The organism is Ideonella sp. A 288, assembly GCF_002198735.1.
Classification (GTDB): domain Bacteria; phylum Pseudomonadota; class Gammaproteobacteria; order Burkholderiales; family Burkholderiaceae_C; genus Pseudaquabacterium.
On sequence record NZ_MWLO01000115.1, the window covers coordinates 58619 to 72220 of the forward strand.

9 protein-coding genes are annotated in these 13602 nt (G+C 70.5%); 8 read left to right on the forward strand and 1 reads right to left on the reverse strand.

The genetic code is table 11. The annotated features are described in order from the left end of the window. Positions 1-67: 67 nt before the first annotated feature. Both folE2 and EOINJALH_RS12095 read left to right on the forward strand, forming a co-directional pair. Complete coding sequence (gene folE2 / locus EOINJALH_RS12090; RefSeq protein WP_088280622.1) at positions 68-859, forward strand: GTP cyclohydrolase FolE2; 792 nt, start codon at positions 68-70, stop codon at positions 857-859. Positions 860-1058: 199 nt separating this feature from the next. Next, a complete protein-coding gene (locus EOINJALH_RS12095) occupies positions 1059-2291 on the forward strand; it encodes an SUMF1/EgtB/PvdO family nonheme iron enzyme (RefSeq protein WP_088280607.1) in 1233 nt (410 codons plus the stop codon). Between the two features lie 38 nt (positions 2292-2329). Here EOINJALH_RS12095 and EOINJALH_RS12100 read toward each other — a convergent pair whose 3' ends face one another. Beyond that, the gene (locus tag EOINJALH_RS12100) at positions 2330-2962 is read right to left on the reverse strand and encodes a response regulator transcription factor (protein WP_088280608.1); all 633 of its coding nucleotides are present in this window, start codon (positions 2960-2962) and stop codon (positions 2330-2332) included. A 239-nt stretch (positions 2963-3201) separates the two neighbouring features. On the opposite strand from EOINJALH_RS12100, the gene EOINJALH_RS12105 reads away from it, so the two are divergent. The 6 genes from EOINJALH_RS12105 to EOINJALH_RS12130 all read left to right on the forward strand — a co-directional run bounded on the left by EOINJALH_RS12105 (position 3202) and on the right by EOINJALH_RS12130 (position 13490). Next, entirely contained in the window at positions 3202-5379 is a 2178-nt protein-coding gene (locus tag EOINJALH_RS12105) for a TonB-dependent receptor (RefSeq protein WP_088280609.1), read from the forward strand. Between the two features lie 14 nt (positions 5380-5393). Then, positions 5394-6173 (forward strand): quinoprotein dehydrogenase-associated SoxYZ-like carrier, encoded by a 780-nt coding sequence (locus EOINJALH_RS12110; protein ID WP_088280610.1) that lies wholly within the window; start codon positions 5394-5396, stop codon positions 6171-6173. A 2-nt stretch (positions 6174-6175) separates the two neighbouring features. Next, a complete protein-coding gene (locus EOINJALH_RS12115; RefSeq protein WP_088280611.1) occupies positions 6176-7177 on the forward strand; it encodes a quinoprotein relay system zinc metallohydrolase 1 in 1002 nt (333 codons plus the stop codon). Positions 7178-7358: 181 nt separating this feature from the next. After that, positions 7359-9098, forward strand: coding sequence for a PQQ-dependent methanol/ethanol family dehydrogenase (locus EOINJALH_RS12120; RefSeq protein ID WP_088280612.1), 1740 nt, complete (start codon positions 7359-7361; stop codon positions 9096-9098). Between the two features lie 102 nt (positions 9099-9200). After that, on the forward strand, positions 9201-10754 hold the full coding sequence (locus EOINJALH_RS12125; protein WP_088280613.1) for a histidine kinase: 1554 nt from the start codon (positions 9201-9203) through the stop codon (positions 10752-10754). 237 nt (positions 10755-10991) lie between these two features. After that, positions 10992-13490: a TonB-dependent receptor gene (locus EOINJALH_RS12130; protein WP_088280614.1), complete on the forward strand. Its 2499-nt coding sequence runs from the start codon at positions 10992-10994 to the stop codon at positions 13488-13490. The last annotated feature ends 112 nt before the right edge of the window (positions 13491-13602 follow it).

Genomic DNA, 13602 nt, shown 5'->3' on the forward strand with positions numbered 1-13602 from the left:
CGGCAAGACCGTCGCAGGGCAGGAATCCTCATTCGGTGTCATGCTCGCGCGTGTGCCGAGCAAGACCATGACCAACCTCACCGACGCCCTCCACATCCCCGACACCCAAAGTGAGCGTGACGAACGCCACGTCGCCATCCAGCGTGTCGGCGTCAAGGATGTGCGCTGGCCGCTCACGTTGCGGGTGGCCGGGCAGCCGCAACAGACCACCGCGCAGTGGGACCTCGACGTGGCGCTGCCCGCCGACAAGAAGGGCACCCACATGTCGCGCTTCGTGGCCTGGCTCGACCGCCTCGCCGCGCCGGTCGATGCGGTGCTGCTGCGCGACCAACTGGCGGCCATGCTCGAACTGCTGGGCGCGCAGGAGGGCCGCATCGAGTCGCGCTTCGCGTTCTTCCTGCGCAAGCGCGCGCCAGTGTCGGGCGTGCAGAGCCTGCTCGACTACCAGGGCCGCTGGATCGCCGAGACCCGCGGCGGCACCACCCGTGTGTGGGCCGAGGTGGGCGTGCCGGTGAAGAGCCTGTGTCCGTGCTCGAAGGAGATCTCCGACTACGGCGCGCACAACCAGCGATCGTTGGTCACGATCCGCGTCGAGCTGCGCCAGGCCATCGAATGGCACGAACTGGTGCGCTTCGCCGAGGAGTCGGCGTCCAGTGAGATCTGGCCGCTGCTCAAGCGCCCGGACGAGAAATGGATCACCGAGCGCGCCTACGAGAACCCCAAGTTCGTCGAGGACCTGGTGCGCGACGTGGCGCTGAAGCTCGACGCCGATGCGCGCATCGGTGCCTACACGGTCGACGTCGAGAACTTCGAGAGCATTCACAATCACAGCGCCTATGCGCGCATCGAGCGCGCATAGGCCCGCGCGCAGCGCGGCGGGCGCGGCACGCGCCCGGCTGGTCTTGCGGCAACGACTCACTTGCCGGCGGCAAGTGAGTGTTGTCACAACCACAGCGCCAGAATGCGCATCGAGCGCGCATAGGCCCGCGCGCAGCGCGGCGGGCGCGGCACGCGCCCGCGAGCTGTCGCGGATGCGCCAGGGTTCCTGAACTGCGGAGATGAGCGTGCCGTCGAGCTTCCGGGGCGCCGACGTCCACGATCCCCGGGGCCTGCGCGAGGCCGGGGCCGAGTGGTTGTCCCTGGCGCTGATGGACGCACGCAACCGCACGTTGCGCTGGCTGTCCGCCTTCGAGGGCTTCACGCCGGGCGAGGCGCTGGCTGGCTTCGATCCGCCGGCCTTCACCATCGGCCACGCGGCCTGGTTCCAGGAGGCCTGGATCTCGCGGCTGGTGCAGCGTGGCCGTGGCCCTGCGGCCGACCCCGGGGGCCCGCGCCTGGCTTCGATCGAACCGCAGGCCGACGGCTGGTTTGCGCCCGGTGCCTGCACGCCGCTCGAGCGTTGGGTGCGGGTGGCCGACTACCAGGACGGCCTGCGCAGCTACCTGGCCGCCACGCTCGACACCACGCTCGAGTTGCTCGACAAGGCCAGTCCCGAACCCGCGGGCCTGTACTTTTTTCGCCTGGCGCTGCTGCACGAGGACCGCAGCGCCGAGACGCTGGCCGCATTGGCGCGGGCCGTCGGCTTGCCGCTGCCCGACGATGCGCACCTGCTGCCTGTGCCACCGCCCCGGCCTCGCCGTGATGCGCTGGGGTTCGGGGCCCAGACGGTGTGCCTGGGCACGCCGGGCGGTGCCTTTGCGCCCGACAACGAACGGCCGGCGTTCGAGGTGGCGGTGCCCGAGTTCGAGATCGATGCCCAGCCGGTGTGCTGGTCGCAGTTTGCCGAGTTCGCCGCCGATGGCGGCTACGACGAGCCACGCTGGTGGTCGCCCGAGGGCTGGGACTGGGTCGAGGCCACGCAGCGCCGTGCGCCGCGCTATGTGGAGCAGTTCACCGGTGGGGTGCTGGTGCATGCCGGGGGGCGGGCCCAGCGCGTGCCGGGCGGGCAGTCGGCGCTGCACGTGGCCTGGTTCGAGGCCGACGCCTGGTGCCGCTGGGCCGGACGCCGCCTGCCCACCGAGGCCGAATGGGCGCTGGCGGTGTCGGTGGCCGGGCCCCGCGGCTTCGCCTGGGGCGATGGCTTCGAATGGGTGGCGGGTACCGCACGGCCCTGGCCCGGGCAGGTCGACGGGCCAGCGCGGCTGGATGCGCTGCCGGCCAGGCCCGGGGGGCGGGTGATGCGGGGGGCGTCGGCGGCCACGGTGCCGCGCTTGCGGCACCCGGGGGCGCGACGGTTCGCCGCGGGCGCCAGGGATGAGCTGTTCAGCGGCTTTCGCAGCTGCGTCTGGTGAGGCGGGGCGCCGGCCGCAGGCTGCCGCACCAGCCCGGTCTAGTTCTCGACCAGGCCTTCGCGCACGGCCAGGCGCACCAGCGCCGTGACGCCGTTGACCCCCAGCTTGGACATGATGCGGCTGCGGTAGGTGTCCACCGTCTTGGGCGACAGGTGAAGCTGCGTGCCGATGGCGGCGCTGCTGAGGCCATTGACCACCATGGTGACGATCTGGCGCTCGCGGGGCGACAGCGTGGCGAAGCGGTCGGGCGGCGCATCATCTGTGAGCGCCTGCAGGGCCAGGTCGGCCACCTGCGGGCCGAAGTAGCGGCGACCCGCGGCCACGGTGTCGATGGCTTCGAGCAACTCGGCGGCGCCGGCATCCTTCAGCACGTAGCCGGCGGCGCCCATGCGCACGGCGTCGGCCACGTGACGCGGCTGTGCCGACATCGTGAGCACCAGCGCGCGGACCGTGGCACTGCGCCGTTTCAGCTCTTGCAGCACCTCGAAACCCGAGCGTTCGCCCAGGCCGAGGTCGAGCAGCATCACCTCGGCATGGCGTTGCTGCGCTTCGACGATGCACTGAGTGGGATCGCTGCTCGCGCCGATGACCTCGTGGCCGGCCGCCTCGAGTAGCGCCTGCAGTCCGTCGCGGAGGATGAGCTGGTCGTCGACCAGATAGATGCGGGTCATGGGGAGGTGATGGCCAACGCTGTGGTGCCGGAGCGACGGTCGGTGCGCGATCGACGGTCCGACGCGAAGGCGACGGGGTCGCAACAATCTACTGCTTGAATGATGAGCTCCCGCTGGCGCAGCGCCGAGCGCTGCCACGGAGAACCATACCAAAGTCGAGCCGAAATTGGTCACATTTGGCGCACTCCGCGGGAAAACTCGGGCTTTGTGCGCACGTCAGGACGCGGTGTCATTCGGTCATGACCTTCTCTGCCCCCGAAAACGTGCACGCCTTGTCTTCTTCGGCCCCCCTGCGGCCCACCGTCCTGGCCCTGTGCATCGGCTGCGCCGCCTTCGGCGCCCTGGCCCAGTCCGATGCTGTCTCCACCGTCGTCGTCACCGGTTCGGTGCAGGGCCAGCGCATCGTCGATGCACCGTTCGCAATCAGCGCCGTCGGCGCCGATGACCTGCGCAACGCCGGCCCGATGGTCAACCTGTCCGAGGCCCTGGGACGTGTGCCGGGCCTGGTGGTGGCCAACCGCAACAACTATGCGCAAGACCTGCAGATCAGTTCGCGCGGCTTCGGCGCCCGCGCCACTTTCGGCGTGCGCGGCCTGCGGCTGTACAGCGACGGCATCCCGGCCACCGGCCCGGACGGCCAGGGCCAGGTGGCCCACTTCGACCTTGCCGGTGCGCAACGCGTCGAGGTGCTGCGCGGGCCGTTCTCGGTGCTGTACGGCAACAGCTCGGGCGGCGTCATCGCTGTGTTCGGTGCCCCCGCGCGCGAACGCCGGGTGGAACTGGCCGGCGATGTCGGCAGCTTCGGCCTGCACCAGGTGCGCGGCTCGTTGGCCGCTCCGCTCGGCGGCGGTTTCGACCTGCGCGTGAACCTGTCGGCGATGGAACTCGACGGCTTCCGCCCGCAGAGCGCGGCCGACCGCACGCTGGCCAACGTGCGCCTGGGGTGGCAGGGCGAGCGCGACACCGTGGTCCTGCTGGTCAGCGACCACAACCAGAAAGCCGACGACCCGCTGGGCCTGACCCCCGAAGCCTTTGCCGCCAACCCGCGCCAGACGGCGCAGGTGGCCATCGATTTCGACACCCGCAAGACCATCCGACAGTCGCAGGCGGGCGTCAACTGGCGGCACCGTTTCGATGGCGCCGGCCCGCTGCGCGAGACCTCGCTGAGTGCGTACACCGGCTCTCGCGGCGTCACGCAGTACCTGGCCATCCCGGCGACGACACAACGCAGCACCATCGCCTCGTCGCAGCGCCACGGCGGCGGCGTGGTCGATTTCGACCGCCTGTACGACGGCGCCGAGGCGCGCGTGCGCCTGGGCTGGACCGGCGTCGACGTGACCGCCGGGTTGGTCTACGACCGCCAGCGCGACGACCGCCGCGGCTTCGAGAACTTCACCGGCGCGCCCACCGCGCCCACGGCCATCGGCGTTCTGGGCAACCTGCGCCGCGACGAGGCCAACACCGCCACCTCGCGCGATGCCTTCGTGCAGGCCGAGTGGGCGCTGTCGCCGGCGGTGTCGGCCACGGCCGGCGTGCGCAGCGGCCGGGTCGAGGTGAGTGTGAATGACCGCTACGTCAGCGGCGCCAACCTCGACGATTCCGGCAGCCTGGCCTACAGCTACACCAACCCGGTGGTGGGCGTGCGCTGGAAGCTGCAGCCGCAGTGGACGTTGCACGCCAGCATGGCGCGCGGCTTCGAATCGCCCACGCTGGGCGAGTTGGCCTATACCGTGAACAACAGCGGCGTCAACTTCGGCCTGACGGGCCAGACCAGCCGGCAGTTCGAGCTGGGCAGCAAGTGGCGCAGCGGCGATGTCGACGTGGACGCGGCGCTGTTCCTCGTCAACACGTCCAACGAGATCGGCGTCATCGCCAATGCGGGAGGCCGCTCGGTGTTCAAGAACGTGGACAGCACGCGTCGCTACGGCGGCGAGCTGTCGGCCATCTGGCGCGTGTCGAAGGCCCTGCGGGCGCAGGTGTCGGTGTCGGCGCTGCACGCGCAATACCGCAACGGCTACCTCACCTGCACGGCGGTGCCTTGCACCACGCCCAACGTGCGGGTGGCCGCGGGCAACGTCATCGCCGGCACGCAGCGCGCGCTGGGCTGGGCCGAACTGGCCTGGAAGCCGGGCATGCTGCCGGGCGAGTGGGCGCTGGAGCTTCGCGGGCAGGCCAAGACCGCGGCCAACGACACCAACCAGGACTTCGCGCATGGCTTCGGCCTGATCCACCTGCGCTGGAGCCACGACTGGCCGCTGGGCGACGCCGGCACGCTGCAGACGCTGGTGCGGGTGGACAACCTGGCCGATCGCACCCACGTGGGCAGCGTCATCGTCAACGACGGCAACCGCCGGTTCTTCGAGCCCGGCGCACCGCGCAGCGCGCTGCTGTCGCTGCGCTGGAACAAGGCCTTCTGACACGCCGACCACCCATGCCCTCACGCCGCAGTGTTCTCGCCGTGTCCTTCGGCGCCGTGCTGGCCCGGGCCGCGCGTGCCGACGATGCCTTCGGTGGCGATCCGTACAAGTCCTTCCAGTGGCTGGAGCTGAAGAAGGACTTCCTTGGCCGTGATGCGCGGGTGCAATTCGACCCGCGCGTGAAGGTGCAGGGCCCGGCCTTCGCCGAAGACCCGATGAACGTGCCCGTCACCGTCTCGACCGACCTGCCCGGCGTGCAGCGGCTGATGGTGCTGGTCGATCGCAACCCGATCCGCAAGGTGCTCGAGCTGCAACCCGTCTCGGCGCAGCCTGCGGTGAGCTTCCGCTTCAAGCTGGAGCAGGCGTCGCCGGTGCGTGCGCTGGCGCTCACGGCCGATGGGGTGTGGCACGTCGGCGGCACCTGGGTCGATTCGGCCGGCGGCGGCTGCACGGTGTCGGGCGCCACGCGGGCCGATGGCAGCTGGTCGCAGACGCTGGGGCAGGTGAGCGGGCGCCTGTACAGCGCCGTGCCCGGGTCCGACGCCGGTGCGCGGCTGCGGGTGAGGGTGATGCACCCGATGGACACCGGCCTGGTCAACGGCATCCCGGCCTTCTACGTGACGCGGCTGTCGGTGCGCGACGGTGCCGACCGCGAACTGCTGCGCCTGCAGACCTTCGAGCCGGTCAGCGAGAACCCGGTGTTGTCGTTCGACTTTGCCAAGCCGCCCCCCGGGCCGCTGCGCATCGTCGGTGTCGACAACAACGGCAACCGCATCGACAGCAAGGTGGACTGAGCATGGGCGCGTGCCGCACCGGCCGGCTCGGCCGATCCTTCGCTGCCTTGATCGTGGCGCTCGCGCTGGTGCCGGTCGAGCTGCCGGCGCAAGGGCCGGCGCAGCCCAGGCCGAAGGTCGACGTGGCCCGCCACGACTACGGCCTCACCGCCCGCGCACTGGCCGATGGCGTGTACGTGGTCGAGGGCGCCAACGACGACTTCAGCGTCGCCAACGGCTGCAACATCATCAACACGGGCTTCATCGCCACCGGTGCCGGTGTGCTGGTCATCAACACCGGGCCCAGCCGGCGCTATGGCGAGCAACTGCGTGCCCTGATCGCCCGCACCACCCGCGAGCCGGTGGTGCAGGTGCTGCACCTCAACCTGCACCCCGACTACTTCCTTGGCAACCAGGCCTTTGCCGACGTGCCGCGCGTGGCCACGCCGGGCACCCGCGCCGGCATGCAGCGCGAGGCCAAGTCCTACGAGGACAACCTCTACCGCCTGTGCGGCGACTGGATGAAGGGCACCGAAGCCATGCTGCCCACGCAGAGCATCGGACCGGGGCCGCTGCGCATCGGCGAGCGCGAGTTCGAACTGCGCGAGTTCCAGGGCCACACCGACAGCGACCTGGTGCTGGTCGACCGCAAGAGCGGCGTGGCCTTCGTCGGCGGCCTGGTCTTCGCCGACCGCGTGCCGACCACGCCGCATGCCGACCCCAAGGTGTGGCTGCGCTCGCTCGACGCGCTGGAGGCGCTGCGCCTGACGCAGGTGGTGCCCAGCCACGGCCCGGTGCACACCGGGCCCCAGGGCCGGCAGCAGACGCGCGACTACATCGCCTGGCTCGACACCCAGTTCACCCGTTGGGCCGAGGCCGGCTGGGAGATGAACGACGTGCTGCGCGCCCCGGCACCCGAGGCCTTCCGGCGCTTCGCCGGCTGGCCGGCCGAGTACACGCGCAACGTGGCCCACCTTTACCCGCGATACGAGCGGGCTGCACTGCAACGCGAGAAGCGGCCTTGAGCCACGTGGCGACGGTCCGACGCGCCGGTGTTCAGCTTTGGAGCGCGCCACTGCGGGTAAGCCCTGTGATTTCCCTGTCCGGCGAAGGCCTTGCCAGTGGCACATTCCTTGCCGTTGTCGTGATCTGTATCCCTGGGCATAGAGCCCAGGGCGACCACTGTTCCCCTGGAGGAGACCCACCATGCGATTGAAGCTTCTGAACGTCCTTGTCACCCTCGGCCTTGCGGCGACGGCGGCGCAAGCCACCGTCACCGATCAGATGATCGAGAACGATGCCAAGTCCACTGGCGACGTGCTCAGCTGGGGCATCGGCCCGCAGGGCCAGCGCTATTCGCCGCTCAAGGCGGTCAACACCAAGAACGTCGCCAAGCTGCTGCCGGTGTGGTCGTTCTCGTTCGGCGGCGAGAAGCAGCGCGGCCAGGAAACGCAGCCCGTCATCCACAAGGGCAAGATGTTCGTCACGGCGTCGTACTCGCGCCTGTTCGCGCTCGATGCCAAGACCGGCGCCAAGCTGTGGAAGTACGAGCACCGCCTGCCCGACGGCATCATGCCCTGCTGCGACGTGATCAACCGCGGCGCCGCGCTGTACGACAACCTCGTCATCTTCGCCACGCTGGATGCGCAGCTGGTCGCGCTCAACCAGGACACCGGCGAGGTGGTCTGGAAGGAAAAGATCGACAACTATGCCGACGGCTACTCGGCTTCCGCCGCCCCGCTGATCGCGCAAGGCCTGCTGATCACCGGCGTGTCCGGTGGTGAGTTCGGCGTCATCGGCCGCGTCGAGGCGCGCGACCCCAAGACCGGCAAGATGGTCTGGTCGCGTCCGGTGGTCGAAGGCCACATGGGCAAGAAGTTCGACAAGGACGGCAACGCCACCGACAACGGCATCTCGGGCACCACCGGCAAGACCTGGCCCGGCGACCTGTGGAAGACCGGCGGCTCGGCCCCGTGGCTGGGCGGCACCTACGATCCCAAGACCGGCCTGGCCTACTTCGGCACCGGCAACCCGGCGCCGTGGAACAGCCACCTGCGCAAGGGCGACAACCTGTACTCGTGCTCCACCGTCGCCATCGACGTGAAGACCGGCCAGATCGTCTGGCACTACCAGGGCACCCCGAACGACGGCTGGGACTTCGACGGCGTCAACGAGTTCATCACCTACGAAGACGGCGGCAAGATCCTCGGCGGCAAGGCCGACCGCAACGGCTTCTTCTACGTGCTGGACGCGAAGACCGGCAAGCTCGAGAACGCCTTCCCGTTCGTCAAGAAGATCACCTGGGCCACGGGCATCGACCTGAAGACCGGCCGCCCGAACTTCGTGCCCGAGAACCGCCCCGGCGACCCCACCGCGGGTGCCGACGGCAAGAAGGGCAACGTCGTCTTCTCGGCGCCGTCCTTCCTGGGCGGCAAGAACCAGATGCCGATGGCCTACTCGCCGGACACCAAGCTGTTCTACGTGCCCAGCAACGAGTGGGGCATGGAGATCTGGAACGAGCCGATCACCTACAAGAAGGGCGCGGCCTACCTGGGAGCCGGCTTCACCATCAAGACCCTGTCCGACGGCCCGATCGGCGCGCTGCGCGCCGTCGACCCCAAGACCGGCAAGATCGTCTGGGAAGCCACCAACAACGCGCCGCTGTGGGGCGGTGTGCTCACCACCGGCGGCAACCTGGTGTTCTGGGGCACGCCGGAAGGTTTCCTGCAGGCCGCCGATGCCAAGACCGGCAAGATCCTCTGGAAGTTCCAGACCGGTTCCGGCATCGTGGCGCCCCCGGTCACCTGGCAGGATGGCGGCGAGCAGTACGTCGCCGTGGCCTCGGGCTGGGGCGGTGCGGTGCCGCTGTGGGGTGGCGACGTGGCCAAGAAGGTCAACTACCTCGAGCAGGGCGGCTCGATGTGGGTGTTCAAGATCCCCAAGTGATCGACCTGCGCATCTGACCACTGGCCGCCGTTCGTGCGGCTGGCACCAGGGCCCCGCGAGGGGCCCTTTTTCGTTGCTGCGCACCACTCCACAATCGTGGCCATGACCGACGACAACCGCCGCCCTGCGGCCGCACCGCTCGACCTGCCACGGCTGGTGATGCGCCGTGCCAGCGTGGTGGCGGTGGCGGCGCTGCTGCTGGCCCTGGTGCTGGGCCTGCTGCGGATGGGGCAGGACATCGACGAGGAGGTCGACGCCGCGATGACGCTGGCCCAGCTCGTGGCGCGCCTGGGCACGCTGTCGCAGGCCGACGACCGCAGCGCGCTGGACAGCCTGCGCACCATGCAGGCCGAGCACCCGCTGCGCCACCTGGTGCTGCAGGTGCATGCCGCCGACGGTGCACTGCTGCTGGGTCCGCCCGCGGCACCGCAGCCGCCGGCACCGATGGCCACCTTGCTGGCCCTGCATCGGCTGCTGCTGGCCGAGCCCGACGGCCGGCGCGTGGGCTGGGCGCTCGATCGGCCCGACGGTGGCCGCTGGACGCTGTCGCTGGCCGCGTCGCACGACAGCGAACGCCGAGAGGCCATGGGCAGCCTGGTCGGCATGCTGCTGCTGCTGCTGGGCTGCGTGGTCGGCCTGCTGCTGGTGATGCGCTGGAACGTGCGCCGTGCCTTCGAGCCGCTGGGCCGCCTGGTCGGCGCCATTGCCGACATCGAATCGAACGACGCGAGGCCGGTGCAGGCGCTGCCCACGATGCCGATCCGGGAGCTGGAATCGGTGGCCTCGGCATTGCGCCATCTGGGCGGCGCGCTCGACGCGGCCGAATCGCAACGGCGCATGCTCAGCCGCAAGGTGCTGACGCTGCAGGAGGACGAACGCGCGCGGCTGGCGCGCGAACTGCACGACGAGTTCGGACAACGCCTCACCGCGCTGCGGGTGGATGCTGCCTGGCTGACGCACAAACTGAGCGACGATCCGGCGCTGCGTGCCGTCGTCGACGGCATGGCCGCGCAATGCCAGCACATCCAGCACGACATCCGCTCGATGCTCGAGCGCCTGCAGCCCTTCGGCGCCGACGCGGGCCAGGCCGGCGAGCCGCCGGCTCATCTGGCCGCTCTGCTGCGCACGCTGGTGGGCGCTTGGTCGCAGCCCGCGCGCGCTGGCGTGGCCACCTGCCACCTCGTGCTGGCCTGGCGGCCGGACGAGGCCACCGCCTGGGCCGATTGGCCGGACGGTGCCGCCGCGGACGAAGGCACCCACGCCACGAGCTCCGATGAATCGCCCGCCCTGCCGCGCGGCGTGGCCCTGGCCCTGTACCGCATCAGCCAGGAGGCCCTGACCAACGTGGCCCGCCATGCCGCCGCGCGCGAGGCCAGGCTGACGCTGCGGCTCACCGGGGCCTGGGCCGCCCACGCAGCCTTGCACATCGAGTGGTCGGTGGTCGACGACGGCGTCGGCCTGGGCGAGGCCGACGCGGCCGCCTTTCGCGGGAACGGCATCGCCGGCCTGCGCGAGCGGGTCTGGGCGCAGGGCGGCGACCTGCAACTGCGCCCGGCGCAACCGGGCGCGCCGCGCCCGGGCCTGTGTGTCCAGGCCGCGCTGACCTCGCGCTGGCTGGCGGCGTCGGACGAGGCGTCGACACCCGACGCCGATTGATCACGGGCCTGCACGGCGGTGGCGCCGCGCAGGCCCGGCAGTGCCGGCGTCACACCGTTGGCGCACTCTGTGGCATCCGGCGTCGCGCCGGTCGGCTGGCATGCCGCGGCGACACGCCCTGGCGGCGCCGGCGTCCCTCTGGCGGCGCGCGATCGGGAAGTTTTCCCGGGCCTGTCGGAGCGGAACTTGCGGCACCGTGCGCAGGCCATCGCATGCCACGACAACGAGGAGACCCGCATGACCCGCCCGCAACGATTCGCCCTTCGCCCGGCCGCCCTGGCCGTCCTGCAACTGGCCCTGGCCAGTGGCGCCTCGATGGCGCAGAACGCGCCGCAGACCGTCGACGTCGTCGGCGTCGGGCCGGTGCCCGGGCTCGACCTGCCGAAGGATCAGGTGCCATCCAATGTGCAGACGGCGCGCGCCGTCGACCTCGAGCGCAGCCATGCCGTCGACCTCACCGCGTTCATCCAGCGCCGGCTCGGCAGCGTCCACGTCAACGACGTGCAGAACAACCCGTTCCAGCCCGACGTCAACTTCCGCGGCTTCACCGCCTCGCCGCTGCTGGGCACCGCGCAGGGGCTGTCGGTGTACGTGGACGGCGTGCGCCTGAACCAGCCCTTCGGCGACGTCGTCAGCTGGGACCTGATCCCCAAGTCGGCCATCGCGTCGATCGCGCTGATGCCGGGCTCGAACCCGCTGTTCGGCCTGAACACGCTGGGCGGCGCGCTGTCGGTGCAGACCAAGGACGGCGTCAAGAACCCCGGCAGCTCGGTGCAGCTGCTGGGCGGCAACCATGGCCGCGTGGCCGTCGAGTTCGAGACCGGCGGCGGACAGGCCGAGGGGCTGAACTGGTTCGTCACCGGCAATCGGTTCCACGAGAAGGGCTGGCGCGTCGATTCGCCCAGCGATGTCGGCCAGTTGTTCGGCAAGTTCGGCCTGAAGGCCGGCGACGTGCGGCTGTCGCTCACCGCGGCGCTGTCCGACAACGACCTCAACGGCAACGGCCTGCAGGAGCAGCGCCTGCTGGCGCGTGACCACGCCAGCGTCTACAGCAAGCCCGACAACACCCGCAATCGATCGGCCCTGCTCAACCTGGCGGCCAGCGTGCCGGTGGGCGACACGATGTCGTTGTCGGGCAATGTCTACTGGCGCCGCGTCAAGACGGCCACGTTCAACGGCGACGTCAACGATGACTCGCTCGACCAGGCGGTCTACCAGCCCAACGCCGATGAACGCGACGCCCTGGCCGAGGCCGGCTACACGGGCTTTCCCACCGCGGGCGAGAGCGCGGCCAACACGCCGTTCCCGAAGTGGCGCTGCATTGCCAATGCACTGCTGCGCGACGAGCCGGGCGAGAAGTGCAACGGGCTGATCAACCGCTCGAACACGGCGCAGATCAACCAGGGCCTGTCGGTCCAGCTCAACGGCCGCACGCGGCAGGGCGGGCTGTCGCACCAGTGGGTCGCCGGTGCCGCGCTGGACTCGAGCCGCGTCGCCTTCACCCAGGGCTCGGAACTCGGCTACCTGAACCCGGACCACAGCATCACCGGGGTCGGCGCTTTCGGCGACGGCGTCACCGGGGGCGATGTCGACGGCGAGCCCTACGACACCCGGGTCGACCTGTCGGCGCGCACGCGCACCTGGAGCGTGTTCGCCAGCGACACCATCGCACTGATCCCGCAGGCCCACCTGACGCTCTCGGGCCGCTACAACCGCACGACGGTGAAGAACCGCGATGCCATCACCCCGGGCGGCGGCCCCGGTTCGCTGGACGGTGACCACACGTTCCGCCGCTTCAACCCGGCCATCGGCCTGACCTTCGCGGTGAACAGCGGCCTGACCGCCTACGCCGGCTTCAACCAGGGCAGCCGGGCGCCGTCGGCGGTGGAACTGGGCTGCGCCGACCCCGAGAATCCCTGCAAGCTGCCCAATGCGATGGCCGGCGATCCGCCGCTGCGCCAGGTGGTGACCACCACGCTCGAGGCCGGCGTGCGCGGCAATGGCGGCGGCACGTCGTGGAACCTGGGCCTGTTCCGGGCGGACAACAAGGACGACATCCTGTTCGTCGCCGACAACGCAGCCGGCTTTGGGTACTTCAAGAACTTCGGCAAGACGCGGCGGCAGGGCCTCGAGGCTGGCTTCTCCACCCGCCTGGGTGGCGCCACGGTCGGGGCCAACTACACCTGGCTCGACGCCACCTTCCGCAGCGCCGAACTCGTCGGTGGCGAGGGCAACAGCAGCAACGAGGAGGCCGAGGACGGCTTCCCCGGCGTCGAGGGCAACATCGAAGTGGAGCCCGGCCACCGCATCCCGCTGGTGCCGCGCCACATGCTGAAGATCTTTGCCGACCTGCCGCTGGGCAGCAACTTCTCCATCGGTGCCGACATCACCGCGGTCGGCGGCTCGTTCGCCCGCGGCAACGAGAACAACGCGCACCAGCCCGACGGCACCTACTACCTCGGCGCCGGCCGCAGCGGCGGCTATGCGGTGCTCAACCTCAGCGGCGACTGGCGCCCCACCCGCTCACTGACCGTGTTCGTGCAGGTCAACAACGTGCTGGACCGCAAGTACCACACCGCCGCGCAGCTGGGCGCCACGGCGTTCGATGCCAACGGCAACTTCCAGGCGCGGCCCTTCCCGGCCAACGCAGAAGGTGAGCGTCCGCTGGTGGGGTCGACCTTCTACGCCCCGGGCGCACCGCGCACATGGTGGGTGGGGGCGCGCTACGCGTTCTGACCAGTGCCACGGGCGGGCAGGCGCTGCACCCGCTGGCGACGGCCTGGCGCACGGATAACATCCCCCGCGCCATGATGCCCCCGCCCGTGGCACTGGTCAGAACGCGTAGCGC

Excerpts from the sequence above, each read along its gene's own strand:
- EOINJALH_RS12095 (WP_088280607.1), top strand. The coding sequence starts at position 1,059 with ATGAGCGTGCCGTCGAGCTTCCGGGGCGCCGACGTCCACGATCCCCGG.
- EOINJALH_RS12100 (WP_088280608.1), bottom strand. The coding sequence starts at position 2,962 with ATGACCCGCATCTATCTGGTCGACGACCAGCTCATCCTCCGCGACGGA.
- EOINJALH_RS12115 (WP_088280611.1), top strand. The coding sequence starts at position 6,176 with ATGGGCGCGTGCCGCACCGGCCGGCTCGGCCGATCCTTCGCTGCCTTG.
- EOINJALH_RS12110 (WP_088280610.1), top strand. The coding sequence starts at position 5,394 with ATGCCCTCACGCCGCAGTGTTCTCGCCGTGTCCTTCGGCGCCGTGCTG.
- EOINJALH_RS12125 (WP_088280613.1), top strand. The coding sequence starts at position 9,201 with ATGACCGACGACAACCGCCGCCCTGCGGCCGCACCGCTCGACCTGCCA.
- EOINJALH_RS12105 (WP_088280609.1), top strand. The coding sequence starts at position 3,202 with ATGACCTTCTCTGCCCCCGAAAACGTGCACGCCTTGTCTTCTTCGGCC.
- EOINJALH_RS12130 (WP_088280614.1), top strand. The coding sequence starts at position 10,992 with ATGACCCGCCCGCAACGATTCGCCCTTCGCCCGGCCGCCCTGGCCGTC.
- EOINJALH_RS12120 (WP_088280612.1), top strand. The coding sequence starts at position 7,359 with ATGCGATTGAAGCTTCTGAACGTCCTTGTCACCCTCGGCCTTGCGGCG.
- folE2 (WP_088280622.1), top strand. The coding sequence starts at position 68 with ATGACCAACCTCACCGACGCCCTCCACATCCCCGACACCCAAAGTGAG.